The organism is Streptomyces sp. (genome assembly GCF_036524955.1).
Lineage (GTDB): Bacteria > Actinomycetota > Actinomycetes > Streptomycetales > Streptomycetaceae > Actinacidiphila.
Window position 1 is genome coordinate 15121 of sequence record NZ_DATDBG010000242.1, and the last position, 21387, is coordinate 36507.

Sequence of the window (21387 nt, forward strand, 5' to 3'; positions counted from 1 at the left end):
CTTCGTCCGCCCGCACCCCGGGGGTCAGTAACGCAGCCCGTAGCCGATCGGGTAGAGAGCAGCGGCCGGGTCGTCGGCGCGGGGCACCGCGACGGGGAGCCGGCCGACCGGGTACGTCTCGCCCGCGATGACCCGCGCGACGGCGCGCAGAGAGACGTCGGTCCAACCGTAGGTCGCCAGGGACGCGGCCACGGGCGGCAGATGGGCGATGTCGTACGGGTTGCGGACGGCGACCTGGATGACGGGGACGCCGCTGTCCACCAGCGCCGTGACCAGGGCCACCTGACCCTGCGTGGCCGCGGTGACGTTGTACGTACCGACGACCACCGCGTCCTTGCCGTGGGCGGCGGCAACGGCCTGGTCGATCAGAGCCCTGCTGGGAGCGGTGCCGGTGGAGAGCGCCTGCGCGGGGTGGCCGAGATCGGTGAGGGCCCGCGCGAGAACGGTGGTCGGCGGGCCGCCGGTGCCCGAGGGGGCGGCCGGGTCGGCGCCGACCACCAGGAGCTGCCAGTGGGAGCGGCGCGGGAAGGGGAGCAGCCCGTTGCTGTTGGTGACCAGGGTGATGCCGTGGTCGGTGATCCGGTCGGCGGTGGCCAGGTGCGACGGTGTCCCGACCCCCCGGTCCACCCCGGCGTGCGTGACGAACGGATCCCGGAAGAGGCCCTTGCGGAACTTCAGCCCGAGGATCCGGGTGAGCGACAGGTCGATCCGCTTTTCGGCCAGCTCACCGGACTTCACCGCGTCCAGGACGCCCTGGTAGGCGACGTCCAGCAGCGGCGGGTTGAGCAACTGGTCGGCGCCCGCCTTCAGCGCCAGCACGGGTACCCGGTCGTCGCCGTACTTCGCGCGCACGCCCGCCATGCCGAGGGAGTCGGTGACCACCACGCCGTTGTAGCCGAGCTGTTCGCGCAGGATGCCGGTGAGGATGGGGTACGAGAGCGTCGCCGGGTCCCCGGAATCGTCCAGCGCCGGCACCAGGATGTGCGCGGTCATGATCGAGTCGATGCCTGCGGCGATGGCGGCCTGGAAGGGCGGAGCGTCGACGCTCCGCCCCTGCTCCAGGGTGTGGGTGATGATCGGCAGTGCGAAGTGGCTGTCGGTGCCGGTGTCGCCGTGGCCGGGGAAGTGCTTGGCCGTGGCGGCGATGCCGGCGCCCTGGTAGCCCCTCACCTGCGCGGCGGCCAACGCGGCCACCGCCTCCGGGTCGGCGCCGAAGGAACGGACGCCGATCACCGGGTTCGCCGGGTTGATGTTGACGTCCGAGACGGGGGAGTAGTTCTGGTTGATCCCCATCGCGGCGAGCTCGGTGCCGATGATCCGGGCCGCGGTGCGGGCGTCGTCGGCGCTCCCGCCGGCACCGAGCGACATGGCGCCCGCGAACAGCGTCGCCGGCGCCCCGATCCGCGCCACCGCGCCCTGCTCCTGGTCGGTGGAGATCAGCAGCGGGATGGGAGTGCCGTGCGACAGCCCGGCGCGCTGGATGCCGTTGGACAGGTCGACGATCTGGTGCGGGTTCTGCGTGTTGTGCGCCCAGGCGAAGTAGATGATGCCGCCGAGGTGGTACTTCGCGATCAGCTCATCGGCGTTGGACACCCCGATCTCGCTCTGGTTGGCGGCCACATCGGCGGGGGCGGGATCGGTCGCGGAGCTCCCGTAGACCCGCATCACGAATAACTGGCCGACTTTCTCCTCCAGGCTCATCCGCTCGATCAAGGTGCGGATCTGCCTCTTGTCGGCCACGCTGAGGCTCGCCTCCTGCGCTGCGGCCGTGGGGATTCCGGTGGCCAGCGCCGCCGAGGCGGTGGCGGCTGCGGTGAGGACGGTACGTCGGGACGGGCGGTGGTGCATGACGAACTCCTTCCGGACGGAGGAGAGTGCACGCTGAAGGAATCTTCCAAGGCATCACGGATAGCCGGGAAGTTTCCACCAGTCAATGCCCAGGCTGGTCTTCCCCCTCCGATCTCGTCCGCGGTGCGGGCACCGCCGATCCGCCCCCTGATCCCCGTCAGCCAAGCACAGGCCGCGTCGGCATCCGCTCTTTCGGCACCTCGAACACCACTACGACCTTGAAAGGCGCGAAGCACTCCGGCGGCGGCTTCGGCTGGTCGAATTGCGCCCTCAGCCGGTTACCGGACACAGCGAGCAGCGCCGCGTCGGCCGCACTGCATCCGGTCGTCTCCGTCCACACGACCAGCACACTGCGCGAGAAGTCCGTTGTTCCGCCGCCGGACACGATCTGCGCGGCGGCCTCGGGATCGTCCGCCGCGAACGTGTCGGCCACCTCCTGAAGCTCAGCCCGGCTGCGCAGCACCTCGTTGCGCAGCCCGGTCGGGATGTGCGCCGAGGTGGAGAAGTACGCCACACGAGTTTCGACCGGCCCGGCGCCGGACGTCGTGGACGTGGGCGATTCGGCAGTGGTCGTGGAGGCCCGCGGTCGGGTGACGCTCGACGACGGCAGGCCGTTCGTCGTACCGTCCGGGGCGCCGTCTCCCGCGGTCTGATCGGCACCGCACGCGGCGACGAAGGTGGTCAGGCAAGCGGCCAGCAACACGGCCGAGAACGCTCTGCGCAAGGTCACCGTCAGCATGCCGGTAGGACGGACCTCGTGCCTGTCCGGTTCCCCGGGGCCCGGCCGACCGCTGCCCCAGAGAACCGGACAGGCCCGTACTACGACACAACTCCGCCCGCACCAGGCCCCCAACGCCCCGCGCGCGGGCGGATTCAACCCGGCAGCGGTCGGCGAGCGCTCAGGCCGACTCGGACAGCAGCCGCGTCAGATGCTCCCGCGCCGGCCCCAGTAGCCCCGCCAAGTCCGTGGCCCGCTCGTACCACCGCTTCTCGTACTCCCAGCACAGCCAACCGTCCCAGTCCGCCCGGCTGAGCACCTCGACGGTCTCCGCCAGCGGCAGCACTCCCGCCCCGAGCGGTAGCGGTGTGGTGTCCGCTGCCGAACCGATGTCCTTCACCTGCACATATCCCAGGTACGGCGCGAGCACCGGATACGTCACCGACGGCTGCTCCCCGGCCAGCCAGGTGTGCATCACGTCCCAGACCGCCCCGGTGGCCCGGTGCCCGACCTGGCTCAGCAATCGCGCCACGTCCGCCCCGGCCCGGTGCGGGTCGTGGGTCTCCAGCAGCACCCGCACCCCGAGATCCTCGGCGACCGGCGCCACCGCCGCCAGCCGCCGCGCCGCGATTGCGTCCGCCGCGACCGGGCCGAGACCCTGCCCTCCCGGGGAGACCCGCACATACGAGGCTCCCAGATCGACGGCGAGCGTGAGTGCGGCCCCGATCTCGTCCAGCACGGGACCGTCCTCCCCCGGGGCGGCCACCTCGGCGTGGGCGGTCACTGCCAGGATCTCCACACCCGCCGCACCGAACTGCTTCACCACCCGGGCGCGTTCGCCCGCCGTCAGGCCGGTGTGGACCGGCTCCTCGCTGCTCGAGTCCAGGGCGACGCCGTGGTAGCCGTGCTCCGAGGCGAGCCGGACCACCTGCTCGACAGGCAGTGCGGGGACCCCGAGGGTGGAGAATGCGAGTCTCATTCGCCGGACATTAGGCACCGGTCCCGGCCCGGTCAAACCGTGCTCAGGCCCGCACGATGCCCTTGTCGCGGGCCGCCTTCAGCCATTCGGGGAACTCCGCCGTCAATTCGTCGTAGAGCCGCGCGTCGGATATGCCCTGCGGGTGCGTGCCCGCGGTGAAGAACCCTGCGTTGTCCACCACCCGTTTGGCGGGTACCGGCAACTCGTCCAATCGGCGCAGGAAGCGGAACTCGTCTTCGCCGAATCCGACGAACTGCCAGAAGATCGGCAATCGGGCGGCCCGGCACAGTACATCGGTGGCCTCCCCCTTGTTGCTGGGACCACCGTCGGTCTGGAAGACCACAAAGGCGGGCGCGGTTGCCCCGGACTGCTGGTAGTGGTCGATCACCGCCTCCATGGCGGCGGCGTAATTGGTCCGGCCCATGTGGCCGTATGCCTCGTTGAGCTTGTTGATCCGGCCGGTGTAGGCCGTCAGCGACACCTCCGCGACGCCGTCCACCTCGGTGGAGAAGAAGACAAGAGGCACGGTGCCGTCGTCGTCGAAGTGCGCGGCCAGCCCGAGCGTCTGCTCGGCGAGGTGCTGCACGCTGCCGTCCCGGTAGAAGGCCCGCATGCTCCCCGAGCGGTCGAGGACCAGATAGACGGCGGCCCGTTCGCCGGACAGCCGGTGCTTTTCCAGGCTCATCGCGGCCTGCTTGTAGAGACCGACCAGCCCGGGGGCGGTCTCTTCCACCTTCTGCAGCGAAATGGGCATCGCTTCCTCTCCCACGTCCGGTCCTCCGCGCACGGCCTGTCCGCGGATGTGCCGGCTGTCTGTCAAAATCCGATGGCGGGGTCACGGTAGGGGCGCTCTTGGGCCACCCCTAAAGAACCAGCCGCCAGTCCTGCCCTACCAGATCTCGGCCGAAGCTGTGATGAGGCTGCTCGGCGACGAGTTCGAATCCCGCGCGCTGATAGAGCCTGCGAGCGTCGGTCAGTATGTCATTCGTCCACAGGACGAGTCGGGTGTATCCGGCCGAGCGTGCGAACGCGATGCATTCGTCCACCAGCCGTCTGCCGATCCCGTGGCCGCGGGCGGCCGGGTCGACCAGCAGCAGCCGCAGCCGCGCGGTGTCCGGTTCCTCGTCGCGCACGCAGAAGACGCAGCCGGCCCGTTCCCCGTCGAGTTCGGCTATCCAGGCCGCCTCGCGCTGCGGGTCGCAGGTTGCGGCGAAGTCGGCGACGATCCGGGCGACCAGTGTCTCGTACTCGTCGTTCCAGCCGAACTCGGCCGCGTACACCTCCGCGTTGCGCCCGATGGTCCAGCCCAGGTCGCCGGGGCGGGTGCCGCGCAGGACGGCCCGCGGGGCGGGGGACACCCGCTCGGCGTCGCGCTCGCGCAGTATGTCGCGGACCGTCCGCATCGCCTCGGTCAGGCGCGGCCGGTCGTCCGGCGGTATGCGGCCGAGCAGGCTGCCCACGGCCTCCTCGGAGCGCTCCTCCAGCCGTGCCGCCGCCGCATGGCCTTGGGTGGTCAGCTCTATCCGCTGCCGCCGGGCGTCCTGCTCCGAAGGCGCCCGCGTGACCAGCTTCTGCTCTTCGAACCTGGCGAGCATCCGGCTCAGGTGACCCGCGTCCAACGACAGCTCCACCCGCAGATCGGCCGCGTCGGTGCGCGGCGCGTGCGCCAGCTCGTACAGCACCCGGGCCTCGGTGAGGGTGAACGGTGTGTGCAGGTGACGGCTGTAGTCGAGGGCGCCGATGAGATTGGTGTAGAAGCGGTTGAACTCGCGGATCTCCCGGACTGCCATGATCCCCACCTCCCGAATTTCTTTGCCTGAGTCAAAAATAGCGGGCGCGGTGCGGTCGGGTGGGAGGGCCCCCTTCCCCAGTCTGTGGATAACTTCAGTAACCACTGGTCAAGGGCGGGACAGTCTTGCGGACCGTGAGTTCCGTGGGGGACGGCGGCGAGTCCGCCGGGCGGGGGCCTGCCGCCCCATCGTGGCGGCGGCGGTCAGCACCTCGGCACAGGAGAGGCCGACGGGTGCTCCCTGCCGGACCACCGGCGGCATCACCGCCTGCTTCGGCTCGCCGACGGGGTGACGCTGCTGCTGGAAGGAACGCTGCTGGGACGCGGCCGGCCCGGCGGCGGCCCCGTCGACCTGCCGGACTCCGCGAACAGGTCGTGCCGCGGGCTGTCGCGGAACGGCCGGGGCGAGATCGTCAGGCCCGCTCCGTGGGCAGGGACGGCACCGAGGTGCCCGCCGAGATCGCCGACGGATACCGCCGCCACGTGATCCGAAAAAATCTTGGGAAATTTGGTCTCCGTAGTACAACCCTTCCTCCCGGCAGGCGGTCTTACATGACATCACGGCTCCACGGAGGGGTTCAGGAGCCAGGCAGGAAATACGCCCGAGGGGGGCTTCGGGGGTAGAGGGGGGAAAGACCGAAGGGGTCCGGCCCGTAGCCGGACCCCTTTCGTCTGCCTCCAGGGCGGCCGGGCGGAGTTGTCCACAGGCACAGGCCGACGGTCCGCGAAGTGTCCGTGGCTGCGAGTACCTTCGGAGCAGATCGACACCGGAGCCGGAGAGGAGGCGGGGCATGGGGGAGACACCGCACCTTTCCGTGCTGGAAGGCGTCCTGGAACGGATCACGTACGCCAACGAGGACAACGGATACACGGTCGCGCGGGTGGACACCGGCCGTGGCTCCGGAGACCTGCTGACCGTGGTCGGCTCACTGCTCGGCGCGCAGCCGGGCGAATCCCTGCAGATGCACGGCCGCTGGGGCTCGCACCCGCAGTACGGCAAGCAGTTCACGGTGGAGAACTACACGACGGTCCTACCAGCCACGATCCAGGGAATACGGCGCTACCTGGGATCGGGGCTGATCAAGGGGATCGGGCCGCGGATCGCCGAGCGCATCGTCGACCACTTCGGCACCGGCACGCTGGACATCATCGAGAGCGAGCCCGAGCGCCTCGTCGAGGTACCGGGACTCGGTCCCAAGCGGACCAAGCTGATCGCCGCCGCGTGGGAGGAGCAGAAGGCGATCAAGGAGGTGATGGTCTTTCTGCAGGGGGTGGGCGTCTCCACGTCCATCGCGGTGCGGATCTACAAGACCTACGGGGACGCCTCGATCTCCGTGGTGAAGAACCAGCCGTACCGGCTGGCCGCCGAGGTCTGGGGCATCGGCTTCCTGACCGCGGACCGGCTCGCCCAGGCGGTCGGCATACCGCACGACAGCCCGGAGCGGGTCAAGGCGGGCCTGCAGTACGCCCTTTCGCAGGCCACCGACAGCGGCAACTGCTTCCTGCCGCGGGAGCGGCTGATCGCCGACTCGGTGAAGCTGCTCCAGGTGGACACCGGCCTGGTCATCGACTGCCTCGGCGAACTGGCCGACGAGGAGGGGGTGGTACTGGAGGAGGTGCCCGCCCCGGACGGAGACGACGTGCCGGTGAAGGCGGTCTACCTCGTGCCGTTCCACCGCGCGGAGATATCGCTCGCTGCCCAGACGCTGCGCCTGCTGCGTGGCCCGGAGGACCGGCTGCCCGCGTTCCGGGACGTGGACTGGGACAAGGCGCTGGCCTGGCTCGCCGAGACGACGGGCGCCGACCTCGCCCCGGAGCAGCAGCAGGCGGTGCGGCTGGCGCTGACCGAGAAGGTCGCCGTACTCACCGGCGGGCCCGGCTGCGGCAAGTCCTTCACCGTCCGCTCGGTGGTGGCCCTGGCCCGGGCCAAGAAGGCCAAGGTGGTGCTCGCCGCGCCGACCGGCCGTGCCGCCAAGCGTCTGGCGGAGCTGACCGGCGCCGAGGCGTCCACGGTGCACCGACTGCTGGAGCTCAAGCCTGGCGGTGATGCGGCGTACGACAAGGACCGGCCGCTCGACGCCGACCTGGTGGTGGTCGACGAGGCGTCGATGCTGGACCTGCTGCTGGCGAACAAGCTGGTGAAGGCGGTGCCGCCGGGTGCGCACCTGCTGTTCGTCGGGGATGTGGACCAGTTGCCGAGTGTCGGTGCAGGTGAGGTGCTGCGGGATCTGCTCGCCCCGCGAAGCCCCGTCCCGGCCGTAAGGCTGACCCGGATCTTCCGGCAGGCTCAGCAGTCCGGGGTGGTGACCAACGCGCACCGCATCAACGCCGGAGTGCCGCCGGTGACCCAGGGGCTGCCCGACTTCTTCCTTTTCCCCGAGGAGGACTCCGAGGAGGCAGGCCGGCTCACCGTGGACGTGGTGGCCCGGCGGATTCCCGCTAAATTCGGCCTGGACCCGCGGCGGGACGTCCAGGTGCTCGCCCCGATGCACCGCGGCCCGGCCGGCGCCGGTGTGCTCAACGGGCTGCTTCAGCAGGCCGTCACCCCCGCCCGCCCCGACCTGCCCGAGCGCCGTTTCGGCGGCCGCACCTTCCGGGTCGGGGACAAGGTCACTCAGATCAGAAACAACTATGACAAGGGCGCCAATGGCGTCTTCAACGGCACGGTGGGAGTGGTCACCGCACTCGACACGGTCGAGCAGCGGCTGACCGTGCGCACCGACGAGGACGAGGAGATCGATTACGACTTCGACGAGCTGGACGAGCTGACCCACGCGTACGCGGTGACGATCCACCGCTCGCAGGGCAGCGAGTATCCAGCGGTAGTGATACCCGTCACCACCGGTGCCTGGATGATGCTCCAGCGCAACCTCCTCTACACCGCTGTCACCAGGGCAAAGCGGCTGGTCGTCCTGGTCGGCTCACGCCGGGCGATCGGCCAGGCGGTCCGCACGGTTTCCGCAGGGAAGCGCTTCACGGCTCTCGACCATCGGCTCTCCCTGGGCGCAAAATAGGCACTCAGTGCCACTTTTCGGCCCGATGGTCGACCCCGAGTGCACGCACGAGCGCCAAATGGGGGACAGTGGACGTAGTCAGGGCACCTCGAAGAAGAGGCAACACCGTCGGTGAGGGAATGACGTGAGCGACAACTCTGTAGTACTGCGGTACGGGGACAGCGAATACACCTACCCGGTTGTGGACAGCACCGTCGGCGACAAGGGCTTCGACATCGGCAAGCTGCGTACCGACACCGGTCTGGTCACCCTGGACAGCGGCTACGGCAACACCGCGGCTTACAAGTCCGCGATCACCTTCCTCGACGGCGAGGAAGGCATCCTGCGCTACCGCGGCTACCCGATCGAGCAGATCGCCGAGCGCGGTACGTTCTTGGAAACGGCCTACCTGCTGATCAACGGCGAACTTCCGACCGTCGACGAGCTGGCGGAGTTCAAGGGCGAGATCACCCAGCACACGCTGCTGCACGAGGACGTCAAACGGTTCTACGACGGCTTCCCGCGTGACGCGCATCCGATGGCCATGCTGTCCTCCGTGGTCAGCGCACTGTCGACGTTCTACCAGGACAGCCACAACCCGTTCGACCCCGAGCAGCGCCACCTCTCCACCATCCGGCTGCTCGCCAAGCTGCCGACGATCGCCGCATACGCGTACAAGAAGTCCGTCGGCCAGCCCGTGGTCTACCCCCGCAACGATCTCAGCTATGTCGAGAACTTCCTTCGGATGACGTTCTCTGTGCCGGCTGAGGAGTACGAGCTGGACCCGGTGGTGGTCAGCGCGCTGGACAAGCTGTTCATTCTGCACGCGGATCATGAGCAGAACTGTTCGACCTCGACCGTCCGGCTGGTGGGTTCGTCGCAGGCCAACCAGTTCGCGTCGATCTCGGCGGGCATCAGCGCGCTGTGGGGCCCCTTGCACGGCGGCGCCAACCAGTCGGTGCTGGAGATGCTGGAGCGCATCCAGACCGAGGGCGGCGACGTGGACTCCTTCATCCGCAAGGTCAAGAACAAGGAAGACGGCGTGAAGCTCATGGGCTTCGGGCACCGCGTCTACAAGAACTTCGACCCTCGGGCGAAGATCATCAAGGCGGCGGCGCACGACGTCCTCTCCGCGCTCGGCAAGTCCGACGAACTGCTCGACATCGCGCTCAAGCTGGAGGAGCACGCGCTTAGCGACGACTACTTCGTCTCGCGCAAGCTCTACCCGAACGTGGACTTCTACACCGGCTTGATCTACCGCGCGATGGGCTTCCCGACCAGCATGTTCACCGTGCTCTTCGCGCTCGGTCGGCTGCCCGGATGGATCGCCCAGTGGCACGAGATGATCAAGGAGCCCGGTTCCCGTATCGGCCGCCCGCGGCAGATCTACACGGGCACCGTCACCCGCGACTACGTACCGGTCGAGGCTCGCTGAGCGTTCCGTACGGCCGGGTGACGGGCGGGACGTACCCCCGGCCGTCGGCTCGCGGACGGCTCCTGAGCGAAGAAGCGCCCCGCGCTGGATCCCCCCACGGGTCCGGCACGGGGCGCTCCCGTCTCCCGGCGCGGATCCCCCCACGGGTCCGAACCGGGCGTTTGCGGCGGCTGCGCCGTGGCCGGGACGAAAAGGCCGGGAGGGCCGCTCAAAGCTCCCCGGACGTCGCCCCGGCGACGCTCGACCGGGCCGTCCCCCAAGACGGCCCGCACCACAACCCCCACCGGCGATGCCGGAACTGCGGTGCTCAAGACGTAAGACCCGCGAACCACGGTAATGGTTACCTTCGAATGCATGTGATCTACGTCTCTCCATGGCGGGTGGCTTCACAGCGGCCCGCCGGTGGCGGGCTACCCCGCCCGCAGCCGTTCGCGGACGATCCCGTAGCGTGCTGTCTCTTCTCGAGGGGCGGAGAACATGGCAGACAACGGGACACCTTTCCGCAACATCGTGGTGACCGGCGGGGGCACGGGCATCGGGCGGGCCATCTCGACGCGGTTCGCAGAGGACGGCCACAGCGTCACGATCGTCGGCCGTCGCCGCGAGGTGCTGCACGCCACCGCTGAGGAGCTGCGCACCGAGCGCGGCCTGGACGTCACCCCCGTCGTCTGCGACCTCGCCGATCCCGACGACGTGGAGTTCGCGCTGCCGCAGCTTCCGGAGCGGGTGGACGTCCTGGTGAACAACGCGGGCAGCCGGGAACTCGCCGTCGGCGCAGGTCCGCACGGTGTACTGGCCCGCTGGCGCGGCGACTTCGAGCGCAATGTGCTGACCGCGGTGCTGCTGACCGAGTCTCTGCGGGACCGTTTCACCACCGACACCGGCCGGGTGGTGACGGTGACGTCCGTGGCGGCGCTGCGTGGCGGCGGTTCGTACGGCGCGTCCAAGGCCGCACTGCACGCCTGGAACCACTCACTCGCCGCCCAGCTCGGCCCCCAGGGCGTGACCTGCAACATCGTGGCGCCGGGCACGGTCGCGGGCACCGAGTTCTTCGGCTCGCGGCTCAACGACGCGGAACTGACCCGGAGGGCGGGCCGCACTCTGGTAGGCCGGGTGGGCCGCCCCGCGGACGTGGCAGCTGCCGTGCTCTTCCTCGCCTCACCCGAGGCGGGTTTCATCACCGGCGAGATCCTTCAGTGCAACGGCGGGGAGCTGCTCGGCCGCTGAACCGCGGCGCCGACCAGGACCGCTGTCGGGACCGGTACTCCGCGGGGAGTACAGCGAGGGGGCCCACAGGATGAGTTTCCCTGGGAATTCCCAGGGAGTTCCCGGATCCGCCGGAAAGCTGCTTGCCGCACCCCGCCCATCGCTGTCAGCGTGGAGGTCCGGGGCGGGAAGACGGGTGGTGGGATGGACGTTGCACTGAGTGTGTCGTCACTTGACTTCACCTCGGGTCTCGCTGAGTACCTGCGGGGTGGGCATGTCATATGGGCGTATGCGCTGCTGGCCGTGACGACGGCTCCGCCGCTCGTGCCCAATGCCGTGCTGCTCGTGACCGGCGGGGTGATGGCAGCCGAAGGCCGGCTCGACCTGGCGCTCGTCCTCCTGGTGGTGGCCGGCAGCGCGGTCCTCGGCGACCTGGTGATCCACCGCACGGGCCACGCGCTGAGCAGCCGCGTACTGGCCCGGCTGCGGCGCCGTCCGCGCCAGACCGCCCTGCTGAGGTGGGCGGCACTGCGCATCCAGCGGCACGGAGTGCCGTTTGTCATAGGAATACGTTTTCTGCCCAGCGGCCGGGTGATCGGCGGCTTGGCGGCGGGCATCGTGCGGTATCCGGCCCGGCGGTACGCGGTCGGCGCGGGCGTGGCGGAGGCGGTCTGGGCCTCCTACTCCGTGGGCGCCGGGTACGTCAGCGGCCGAGCCGCCTCGAACTCCTTCTACGCACTCACGCTGGGCCTGGGCATCTCCCTGCTGGTGGCCGGGATCGGCACGGTGGCGCAGTGGGTGTCGCGTGCCCGGGACCGGCGGCAACCGCGGGGCCCGGGCGCCGTCATCCGGCCTTCGGCTGTGGTGGCCACGTCCCTGGCGGGCGAAAGCGCTGCGGCGGCACCGGCAGCAGGTGGCGGTCCGACGATCGGGCCGCCGTTGTCGTCTCCGGAGACGGACGGCAAAACGTATCCCTGCCCGATGGCGCGGCACGGCAAGTAACGCCGTGAGCAGCCGCGGTGTCCGGCATCACGGGCGTACAGAAGCGGCGTCCGGCCCATGTCGCACGTGTGCCGGGTTCCCGTCGGCGTGGCACGCGCGCCGGGCACCGTCGCCACCGTGTCCGGCCCCCACGTCAGGCTTCCGCAACGCTGTGATCAGTGCCCGGAGGCCGCAGTGGCTCCCGTGGGAGCGCCCGATTCGGCCGCTGCCGCCGACCCCGCCACATCTCCCGACCCGTCCGACTCCACTGGGTTCTCCGGCACTGCCTCGGTGCCGACGTACGGTGCCAGGTAGCGGTAGAGCATGCTCTTGAGCTCCCGCACATAGGCCGAGCGACGTTCGCCTTCGTGCTGGGCGACGAGGTCGAGTCCCGTCTTGAAGGTCGCGAACGACATCTGCGCGACGAGCGCCCGCTCGGCGTTCGACAGGGACGGTTTTCGGACGGCCAGCAGCTCGGTGACGCGCTCCAGCAGCGCGGCGTGCAGCACGTCGTGGTCCTCGGTGACCTTGCCCGGCGCGTCCGGGCCCTTGATCAGCGCGAGCATCGCCGGGTGGGCGGCGTTGAACTCGATGAACGGGTCGGTCACCGCGTCGATCAGCCGGTCCAGCGGCAGCCGGGCGTTCTCGGGGGTGAAGACCCGGCCGTGGGTCGCCTCCATCTCCTGGATCAGCTGCGTGCTCAGCTCGACGGCGATGGCCTCCTTGTTCGGGAAGAACTGGTACAGCGTCCCGGGCGAGACGCCCGCCTCGCGGGCGATCGCGCTCGTGCTGGACGCGGTGTAGCCCAGCGTGCAGAAGACCCGGGCCGCCGCCTGCAACAACTGGGCGATACGCCGCTCGCCGCGGGCCTGCCGGCGGCGTGGCCTCTCGTCCGCCTCGGACACATTGACTCCCAGGAAGGATTGACAAACGCGAGCGATCCCTCGCATTCTAGAAAACGCGAGTGACCCTTCGTGTTTCTATTTTATGTCGTGCTATGGGGAGAGGACACCTGTGACATGTCCGATGTCAACCGGGAAGGCCCGGTGCGGGGCTGGACGCGGACCGTTACCGCCAGACCGCGGCTGACGCTGCTGCTTGCCCTGCTCTTCACCGCCCTCGCAGTCGCCGCCGGCAGCGGAGTGGCCGACCGGCTCGCCAGCGGCGGCTGGGCCGCTCCCGACTCCGAGTCCTCGTACGCGGCGGACGCACTCGCCCGGCACTTCCCCGGCTCTCAGCCGAATGTGGTGCTGCTGGTCGACGCCCGCGGCGCCGACGTGGACAGCGCCGCCGTGACCGCGCAGGGCCGGGAGTTGGCCCGCAGGCTCGCCGCGGACCCGGACGTGACCGGCGTGACCTCCTACTGGAGCACGCACGCGCCGGTGCTGCGCGCCAAGGACGGCGGCTCCGCGATGATCACCGCCCGGCTGCGCGGTGACGACGACGCGGTGGCAAAGGAGGTGAAGCGGATAGCGCCCGCCTACCGTGGCCAGCACGGGCCGGTCGATGTGACGATCGGCGGATCCGCAGCGGTCCGCCACGAGTTGCAGACCACCATCCAGGAGGACCTGGTACGCGCCGAGATGATCGCGCTGCCCGTCACGCTGCTGCTGCTCGTCATGGTCTTCGGCAGCGCGGTGGCCGCGCTCCTGCCGCTCGGCGTGGGCATCGTGGCGATCCTCGGCACCAGTGCCGTGCTGCGCGGTATCACCGAGTTCACCGATGTCTCGGTCTTCGCGGAGAACCTCACCACCGCACTGGGACTCGGCCTCGCGATCGACTACGCGCTCTTCATCGTGCGCAGGTTCCGCGAGGAACTCGCGACCGGCCTCACCCCGCAGGCGGCGGTGGGGGTGACGCTGCGCACTGCCGGGCGGACCGTGCTGTTCTCCGCCTTGACGGTGGCGGCCTCGCTCTCCGCGATGCTGGTCTTCCCGCAGTACTTCCTTCGTTCCTTCGCCTACGCGGGGATCGCTGTTGTGCTGCTTGCCGCCGGTGCCGCGCTGATCGTGCTGCCCGCCGCGCTGGTGCTGCTCGGCAACCGGGTCAACGCGCTGGATCTGCGCAAGATTCTGCGACGTGGGCAGGCGAAGGATCCCGGCGCGGGCTATGCGCGGTTCGCGCGACTGGTGATGCGGCGGGCCCCGCTGTTCGCCGTCGGCGGCGTGGTAGGACTGCTCCTGCTCGGACTGCCCTTCCTCCAGGTGAAGTTCGGTACGGCGGACGACCGGCAACTCCCCGCCTCGGCCGAAGCACATGTGGTGCAGCAGCACATCCGGGCGGAGTTCCCCGGCAGCCCCGACGGCGCGATCACCGTGCTGGCAGAGGGCGCGGACTCCGCCCAACTGGCCGGCTTCGACCGCCGGGTGGAGGCACTGCCGGGTGTGGCGCGGGTCGACGGCCCCTTCACCGCTCCGGGTTCCGACGCCGCCTACGTGACGGTGCTGCCGAAGGGGGAGGCGGTGGACTCCGGGGCTCAGAGCTTGGTGAAGGAGATCCGCGCGGTGCCGGCCGACTTCCGCGCCTCGGTGACGGGGCAGGCGGCGGTGCTGGTGGACAGCAAGCACGCCATCGCCGAGAAACTGCCCTGGGCGGCCGGGATCATCGCCGTGGTCACCCTGCTCCTCGTCTTCCTTCTCACCGGAAGCGCGATCATCCCGTTGCAGGCCGTCCTGCTCAACGCGCTCAGCCTGACTGCGATGTTCGGCAGCGTGGTGTGGGTCTTCCAGGACGGTCATCTGGCCGGAGTGCTGGGCTTCACCGCCACCGGGAGCATAGAGACCACCCTGCCGGTGCTGATGTTCTGCGTGGCCTTCGGACTGTCCATGGACTACGGGGTGTTCCTGCTCTCGCGGATCAAGGAGGAGTACGACCGGACCGGTGAGCACCAGTCGTCCATCGTCTTCGGCCTCAAGCGAACCGGCGGACTGATCACGGCGGCGGCGGTCATCCTGGCCGTGGTGATGGTCGCGATCGGCACCTCCCGGGTGGCGAACACCAAGATGCTCGGGCTCGGCATCGCACTGGCGGTACTCATGGACGCCATGGTGGTGCGCACTCTCCTGGTCCCCGCGGTGATGCGGCTGACCGGGCGGGCCACCTGGTGGGCGCCGCCGGCGCTGCGCAGGTTCCACGAGCGGTTCGGCATATCCGAAGGCGGCGGCGACGCGGCGAGCGGCAGCACCGAGGCTCCGCACCTCGACGAGCGGCGGGAACCCGAACCGGCCGCCAGGCACTGAGGTTCACCCGGGTGCCCGGCGGCTGCGATTACCCGGCCGCCGGGCACTCCAGGCCCGGACGGTGTCGGCGTACCAGAACGGTTTGCCGCCCTCGACGACGTCGGGTTCCGGCAGATGCCCGTGCTTGCGGTACGAGCGGACGGTGTCCACCTGCACGCGGATGTGTGCTGCGATGTCCGCGTACGACCACAGGGTCCGGTCGGTCATGATGCACCTCTCCAAACGGGTGGGGGCCGTTGGTCAGCACCCTTGCTCCGTCAACGAGAGGCGGACCGTGACCGCGTCGGGTTGTTGATCTCCTGTGACACGGAACCCGCGTGACGGTGACAAACGCGGCGATCGGTAACCGTTCGCCGCTCAGCCCGCGACGACCCGCAGCAGGTGCGCCGCCGTGGCGGTCATCGCTTCGCGGGCGGGGCGGAGGTAGCGGCGCGGGTCCACCGTGGCGGGGTGGGCGGTGAGGTGGTCGCGGACGGCGTTGGTGTAGGCGATGTTGAGGGCAGTGCCGATGTTGACCTTGACCATGCCGGCGATGACGGCCCGGCGCAGTTCCTCGTCGGGCACGCCGGAGGAGCCGTGCAGGACCAGGGGGGTGGGGACGGCGGTGCGCAGGCGGGCGATGAGGCCCAGGTCCAGGCGCGCGGTGCGTTCGGTCATGGCGTGCGAGCTGCCCACCGCGACGGCGAGCGCGTCCACACCGGTGGCGGCGGTGAAGGCAGCCGCCTCGGCCGGGTCGGTGCGGACGTCGGGGTCGTGGGCGCCGTCCTTGCCGCCCACGGCGCCCAGTTCGGCCTCGACCCAGACGCCGCGGGCGTGCGCCCAGTCGGCGATCCGGGCGGTGGCTTTGACGTTCTCCTCGTAGGGCAGCTTCGAGGCGTCGAACATCACCGAGGAGATCCCGGCCGCGACGCCCGCGCGCAGCAGTTCCTCGTCCTCGACATGGTCCAGGTGGAGGGCGACCGGGACGGCCGCGCCACGGGCGACCGCCGCTGCGGCGGCGAGTACCGGCTCCACCCGGCCGCCGTGGAACGCAACCGCGTTCTGGCTGAGCTGGAGGATCACCGGCAGCTCGGTCTGCTCGGCGGCGGTCGCGATCGCCTCGGCGTGTTCCAGCGTGATGACGTTGAACGCGGCGATGCCCCGGCCCGAGGTGCGGGCTGCGGTGATCAGTGGGGCGGTGGTGGCGGCAGGCATGGGTTTCCTCGGGCGGTGCGGGGTGGGGCTGCCGAAGCGGTGTCAGGGGAGGATGACCGAGCGGGTCAGGTTGCGCGGGCGGTCGGGGTCGTACCCCTTGGCCTCGGCGATGGTGACCGCGAGCCGCTGGGCCCGGATCAGGTCGGCGAGCGGGTCCGTGCCCGGGCGGGTCACCAGGTGGCCGCCGGCCTCGGCGATGTTCTCGGACAGGCCCTCCGGGAGCGGGCCGAAGGACCAGACGACGCGCCCCGGGCCGGTGATGCTGATCGGGCCGTGCCGGTACTCCATCGCCGGGTACGCCTCGGTCCACGCCCCGGCCGCCTCGCGCATCTTGAGCGCGGCCTCCTGCGCGAGCCCGTAGGTCCAGCCGCGGCCGAGGAAGGTGAACTGCTCGGCAGCCGCCGCTACTTCGCTCACCTCGTCCTCGGCCGCCTTGCGGGCGTCGGACACGGCCGCGGTCAGGTCCTCGCCGAGGTGGGCGCGGAGCAGCGCCAGCGCGGTGGTGGCGAACCGGGTCTGTACGACGGACTGTTCGTCGGCGAAGTCCAGGACGACGACCTCGCCGGCGGTGTCCATCACCGGGGTGTGCGGGTCCGCGGTGATCGCCGTCACCGGCACCGAGGCGCCGCGCAGCCGTTCGCACGTCCGCAGCACCTCCGTGGTGGTCCCGGACCGCGTGACGGCCAGCGCCCGGTCGTACCGGCGCCCGAAGGGGAACTCCGAGGCGGCGAAGGCGTCCGTCTCGCCGTGCCCGCCGCTCTCCCGCAGCACCGCGTAGGACTGCGCCATGAACCAGGAGGTGCCGCAGCCGATCACCGCCACGCGCTCACCGCGCCGCGGCAGTTTCCCGCCCTCCGCCGGGATCAGTTCGACCGCGCGCTGCCAGCACTCGGGTTGCGTCGCGATCTCGGTGGTGGTCAGGGACGCGGACATCGGTACTCCTCACATCGACCGGCGAACGCGGAGTGCCGGAGCGCCGCGCTGCTGCTGCCGCCAGTTTAGTGAGTGGACTTGATCGAAACGAGCGCCGTACGCGCATACATGAGCACGACCCTCCAGGCCGAGATCGCCGCCCGGGAGCCCGACCGCCACTCCTCCTGCGTGAGGCGTGGCTCACATCTGCCGAATGCACTGTCACAGTCGGCATACCGGAATCACTCATAGTGGTGAACGCGCGGTGTACGGATCACGGCCGATCCCGCTGAGAGGAGCCCCTCATGTCGCCGACCGAGTCCGCCTTCCCGGTGCGGAAGACGCGGAGGGCGCTCCAGGCACCGAGCGAGCGGCAGGCGTGCCGGGTCCGGCAGGCAGGCCGGGCGCGGGGGGAGCCGCGGGCAGCGAGAAGCCCCCGCCTCCGCTCCGGGCGCGGCAGGCAGGGCTCCCCACTGTTCACCGATCATGTAAATCCCGCTGCGGGGAACGAATCATTCCTCGACGGGCGGGGGCGGGTCCGTTTTCCCGGCCACCCGTTCCAGCAGCTCGTCGAGATCGTATTGCGCGCGCCCCGGGCTGCCGTAGCGAGTGATCTTCCCGCGGCTGGCCCATTTTCTGATAGTGGCTTCCGAAACACCCGCGGCCAGCGCGGCCAGTTGGGTCGGAACCAGCCGACTCCTATTACGCGGTGGCGTATTCATGCCGCGCCCTCCGGGCGCTGCTTTTGGGTCGCCGTACCGGCGGAGCCACGACCGTGTCGCGTCTGCTGAATCTGACGGGAAAGCAGCAGCCATTGGTGCGGCTGCCAGCTGTGGCCGGCGGTGCAGCTCACTTCGCGGGTACGACGGCCGTCGCGGGTCGAAGGAGCCGTAGTCATGGCCGCGTTGCAATCGGTGTGAATGCACTGGCCGAGATCCATCCGGAGTGCGGGTTGCGTGTAAGCGGAACGCCGTGCGTGGTGCGTGATCTCGGAGATCTCCTCGGCGAAGTCCGCAGCCGTCGGGTGGGCGAGGAGCCAGTTGAGATGGGCGAGCAGGAAGTCCGCCAGAGTGCCGGGGCTGCGGTGTGCGGGCTTGTTCACCGGGCGCTCGTCGGCGACCAGCGCCGCCCAGGAGGCCAGAAACCCGATGATGCTCGAACGGGCTGTGATCGCCGCCTCGTCCAACCGTATGCCCGTCGACTGCCGGCTGCCGCTCACCCGCTGGAGGGTGGGGTTGCGCCGCGGGTGGAGCACCGACTCGCAGTCGTCGTAGATCTCGGGCAACTCGATCAGGTTGGCCTTGAGGTCGTGGTAGCACGTGGTGCAGAGGCGCAGCCCGGGGGCCGCGGTGCGACGGGGTCGCGAGCCGTGCGGCAGGCTGCCGCATTTGTGTCCCACACACAGAGTTGAATTCATGTCGTCTCACCTGGTGGTCATGATGTCGGAGGGTGGCTGTCGCAGAGCGAGCTCGTTGATCATCTGGATGACCTGGTGATGCAGCCCCGTTGCGGACATGCGACAAGACGTCATCGGTGCAGGTGAGCGACGTCTTGTCAGGACATGACCGTGCGTCGGCTCCTTCTGATGGCTGAATCGCGCCCATCAGTGGTCACCGCTGAACCGGAACCTGTCGACGTACTTCCAGGCGGGGGAACGCGCAAATCTGACGTGGTGCTACGCCTGGACCGGTGGAACGCCGTGCTGACCGGTCGGCGAGGGCTAGGCCGACCGTCTTGAGCGATCTGAACTGCCCGCGGCGGCGCGGCTCCGCAAGCCCGCCGCCGTGCCCCTCAGGGGGGCGTGCATCGAGAGGAGATGGCGCCTGTGTGGGAGATTTGCGGGCGCGCGTGTGGCGTGGCTTCGCCGCGGCGGGACCTCTTCGTCCGTACCACGCGGGTGGTGAAGACGGCGTCCCGGACCTGGCCCGGGGCCGCCGAAGGAGCCGGGTTACTCGCGGTCACCGAGTGGTGACCTCGAAAAACGCTCCTGCTGCGCCCATGAGTGAAGGACTCATCAACTGTGTCTGATGTGCCTCGCCGTGATGGCGAGGATACCGGCGATGGGAATCGCCCTGGTGGCCACGATGAGTCCTGTTGGGTCTGTCGCGTTAAATCCGTGTTCATAACGATCCGGAACCCCCGCTCCCGAGTCATGCACCGGCTAGCAGCCTTCGGATGTTCGCGTTTGGCAGGCGACGATACATGCAAACCCGGGGGCCGTCCACACCCGGTCTACCTGCGGTGATCTGGCCGAACGCTGGTCTGACCGGGGGGGCACAGGTGTGAATGCGCAGCGTAAAAATTAGCTACACGCTTGCGTGACACCATGGTCGAGTGAGGACGCAATCCGGTTCTGACGCCACGTCAGCAGTGGGCTATTGGGGTCCGGAGTGTTCCGAAATGCTCACCGATGCGGTGTTGTTATGGGGGATGGCCCGGGTGTCGCACGATTACGGGGGGTGCCGCCGGCCCCGGGTGGAGGTGTGCCTCCGCTGCGACGCCGCTGAACTGGGCGAACGCGCTGAGTGCCAGGGCAAGTTGACATCCGCCGCAGGGGACTGTCACGATACTTTCGGCGGCCGAGGTATGCCCGGATGCAGCCGCGGAGCAGGGCCCCGGTAAAGATCCACCGCAGGTCCCGGGCCCGCACGGTATCGGACGCCAAGATCACCTTGAGATCATTCCCACCCCGTGAGCGCCTTGCCGCCACGGGGTTTCTCATCTGTTGAGTTTCTCAGCGCCTCCTTGAGCTTCACGCGAGCTTCCGTGAGTGTCGCTTGAACCTGCTTGTACGTCGCTTGTACTTCACCTGTACATGGCTTGAGCTTCGCTTGAGCTTTCTTGTCGAGCCTTTCCCCTGAGCCGGATGTGCGCTTTCGCATCCGGGATTCAGACTTGTTCAAGGCTTGATTCGGGCTCGATGTCGAGCTTTCACCCTGAAACCAGCCGGGCACCGCGAAAGGCCGGAAGGAGCCTGCGGCCGTATGGACAGGATCGGCTTCGTCTTCCCGGGCCAGGGTTCGCAGCGTGTGGGCATGGGCTTCGATCTCGCCGAGGAGCATCCGGCACTGATCGACACCTACTACCGCACCGCTGACGAGATCCTCGGCCTTCCTCTGTCTCGACTGTGCTGGGAGGGACCCGCCGAGTCCCTTCGCGACACGTCGATCACCCAGCCCGCCATCTTCCTGACCAGTTTGTGCACCTGGGAAGTGCTGCGCCGGCGCGGCCTGGCACCCGATGCCGTCGCCGGGCACAGCCTGGGCGAGTACACCGCGCTGGTCACCGCGGGCGTGCTGGGCTGGACCGACGCGTTGCGGCTGGTACGGCTGCGCGGCCGGCTGATGGCCGGCGTCAACGAACGCGTCCCCGGCGCCATGGCGGCCGTACTCGGACTGCCCATCGGCGACGTGGAGGAGATCTGCGCACAGGCGGCCACCGGCACCGGGCAGATCGTCGAGATCGCCAACGACAACGAGCCCACACAGGTCGTGGTCTCCGGTCAGGCCGAGGCGGTGCGCTGGGTGATGACCGCCGCACGGGACGCCGGCGCCCGCCGGGCGGTCCCGCTGGAGGTCGGGGCGCCCTTCCACTGCAGCCTGATGAGCGAGATCGAGGACGAGTTCTCGGCGGCCCTGGAAAAGGTGGAATTCCGTGATCCGGCCATCGAGATGATTTCCTCCGTCACCGCCGAACCCGTCACCAGCGGTACCGAGGCGAGGCGGGTGCTCATGCGCCAGCTCACCGGCCGGGTGCGCTGGACGGACACCGTGGGCCGGATGTCGGCAGACGGTGTGGGGCGGTTCGTCGAGATCGGCCCCGGCAAGGTGCTGGGCGGCCTGTGCCGCCGTATCGCCCCCAAGGCCCAGGTGTACGCCACGTTCGATTCGCGGCAGTGTGCATCGACTCTCGACGCGCTCTCCCTCGCGGGGGACCACTCGGGTTCTTGACGTCGGCGAACTGTCCACGGAAGCGATCAGGCCCAGGCCGTCAGCGGGGACCTGAGCAGTCACAAAGGGCGGACCCATGAGTCAGACAGACGTTCTCAAGCCTCATACACCAGCCCCGGCTCTGTCCGCACATGTCCCGCGCG

The 21387-nt window shown here is 69.5% G+C and carries 17 protein-coding genes; 6 read left to right on the forward strand and 11 right to left on the reverse strand.

All coding sequences use genetic code 11. The features are described from left to right. Positions 1–24 precede the first annotated feature (24 nt). The 5 genes from VIW71_RS19500 to VIW71_RS19520 all read right to left on the reverse strand — a co-directional run bounded on the left by VIW71_RS19500 (position 25) and on the right by VIW71_RS19520 (position 5335). Positions 25–1848 carry a glycoside hydrolase family 3 protein gene (locus VIW71_RS19500; protein WP_331623640.1) on the reverse strand — a complete coding sequence of 608 codons (1824 nt, stop codon included), beginning with the start codon at positions 1846–1848 and terminating at the stop codon, positions 25–27. A 157-nt stretch (positions 1849–2005) separates the two neighbouring features. Further along, positions 2006–2587 carry a hypothetical protein gene (locus VIW71_RS19505; protein WP_331623641.1) on the reverse strand — a complete coding sequence of 194 codons (582 nt, stop codon included), beginning with the start codon at positions 2585–2587 and terminating at the stop codon, positions 2006–2008. Positions 2588–2747: 160 nt separating this feature from the next. Continuing rightward, positions 2748–3545 carry a sugar phosphate isomerase/epimerase family protein gene (locus VIW71_RS19510; protein ID WP_331623642.1) on the reverse strand — a complete coding sequence of 266 codons (798 nt, stop codon included), beginning with the start codon at positions 3543–3545 and terminating at the stop codon, positions 2748–2750. Between the two features lie 43 nt (positions 3546–3588). Continuing rightward, complete coding sequence (locus tag VIW71_RS19515) at positions 3589–4299, reverse strand: vWA domain-containing protein (protein WP_331623643.1); 711 nt, start codon at positions 4297–4299, stop codon at positions 3589–3591. 109 nt (positions 4300–4408) lie between these two features. Further along, a complete protein-coding gene (locus tag VIW71_RS19520; RefSeq protein ID WP_331623644.1) occupies positions 4409–5335 on the reverse strand; it encodes a bifunctional helix-turn-helix transcriptional regulator/GNAT family N-acetyltransferase in 927 nt (308 codons plus the stop codon). Between the two features lie 790 nt (positions 5336–6125). On the opposite strand from VIW71_RS19520, the gene VIW71_RS19525 reads away from it, so the two are divergent. From VIW71_RS19525 to VIW71_RS19540, 4 genes are all read left to right on the forward strand, one after another. After that, a complete protein-coding gene (locus VIW71_RS19525; protein WP_331623645.1) occupies positions 6126–8348 on the forward strand; it encodes an ATP-dependent RecD-like DNA helicase in 2223 nt (740 codons plus the stop codon). A gap of 124 nt (positions 8349–8472) precedes the next feature. After that, the gene (locus VIW71_RS19530) at positions 8473–9762 is read left to right on the forward strand and encodes a citrate synthase (protein ID WP_331623646.1); all 1290 of its coding nucleotides are present in this window, start codon (positions 8473–8475) and stop codon (positions 9760–9762) included. Positions 9763–10239: 477 nt separating this feature from the next. Continuing rightward, positions 10240–10989: an SDR family NAD(P)-dependent oxidoreductase gene (locus tag VIW71_RS19535; RefSeq protein WP_331623648.1), complete on the forward strand. Its 750-nt coding sequence runs from the start codon at positions 10240–10242 to the stop codon at positions 10987–10989. Between the two features lie 183 nt (positions 10990–11172). Beyond that, positions 11173–11970, forward strand: a complete 798-nt coding sequence (locus tag VIW71_RS19540; protein ID WP_331623649.1) for a DedA family protein — start codon at positions 11173–11175, stop codon at positions 11968–11970. 155 nt (positions 11971–12125) lie between these two features. Here VIW71_RS19540 and VIW71_RS19545 read toward each other — a convergent pair whose 3' ends face one another. Then, positions 12126–12854 (reverse strand): TetR/AcrR family transcriptional regulator, encoded by a 729-nt coding sequence (locus VIW71_RS19545; RefSeq protein WP_331623650.1) that lies wholly within the window; start codon positions 12852–12854, stop codon positions 12126–12128. Between the two features lie 114 nt (positions 12855–12968). Here VIW71_RS19545 and VIW71_RS19550 point away from each other — a divergent pair, with 114 nt between their 5' ends. Further along, complete coding sequence (locus VIW71_RS19550; RefSeq protein WP_331623651.1) at positions 12969–15188, forward strand: MMPL family transporter; 2220 nt, start codon at positions 12969–12971, stop codon at positions 15186–15188. Positions 15189–15191: 3 nt separating this feature from the next. Here the strand turns inward: VIW71_RS19550 and VIW71_RS19555 are convergent, their stop codons facing one another. From VIW71_RS19555 to VIW71_RS19575, 5 genes are all read right to left on the reverse strand, one after another. After that, on the reverse strand, positions 15192–15395 hold the full coding sequence (locus VIW71_RS19555) for a MarR family transcriptional regulator (RefSeq protein WP_331623652.1): 204 nt from the start codon (positions 15393–15395) through the stop codon (positions 15192–15194). A 150-nt stretch (positions 15396–15545) separates the two neighbouring features. Next, positions 15546–16382 carry a class II fructose-bisphosphate aldolase gene (locus tag VIW71_RS19560; RefSeq protein WP_331623653.1) on the reverse strand — a complete coding sequence of 279 codons (837 nt, stop codon included), beginning with the start codon at positions 16380–16382 and terminating at the stop codon, positions 15546–15548. 42 nt (positions 16383–16424) lie between these two features. Continuing rightward, on the reverse strand, positions 16425–17315 hold the full coding sequence (locus VIW71_RS19565) for an SIS domain-containing protein (RefSeq protein ID WP_331623654.1): 891 nt from the start codon (positions 17313–17315) through the stop codon (positions 16425–16427). 491 nt (positions 17316–17806) lie between these two features. Then, positions 17807–18016 (reverse strand): hypothetical protein, encoded by a 210-nt coding sequence (locus VIW71_RS19570; RefSeq protein ID WP_331623657.1) that lies wholly within the window; start codon positions 18014–18016, stop codon positions 17807–17809. Then, positions 18013–18711: a hypothetical protein gene (locus VIW71_RS19575; RefSeq protein WP_331623658.1), complete on the reverse strand. Its 699-nt coding sequence runs from the start codon at positions 18709–18711 to the stop codon at positions 18013–18015. The genes VIW71_RS19570 and VIW71_RS19575 overlap by 4 nt, the downstream gene beginning before the upstream one ends. Positions 18712–20278: 1567 nt before the next feature. Between VIW71_RS19575 and fabD the strand changes: the two genes are divergently transcribed. Next, complete coding sequence (fabD, locus tag VIW71_RS19580) at positions 20279–21244, forward strand: ACP S-malonyltransferase (RefSeq protein WP_331623659.1); 966 nt, start codon at positions 20279–20281, stop codon at positions 21242–21244. The last annotated feature ends 143 nt before the right edge of the window (positions 21245–21387 follow it).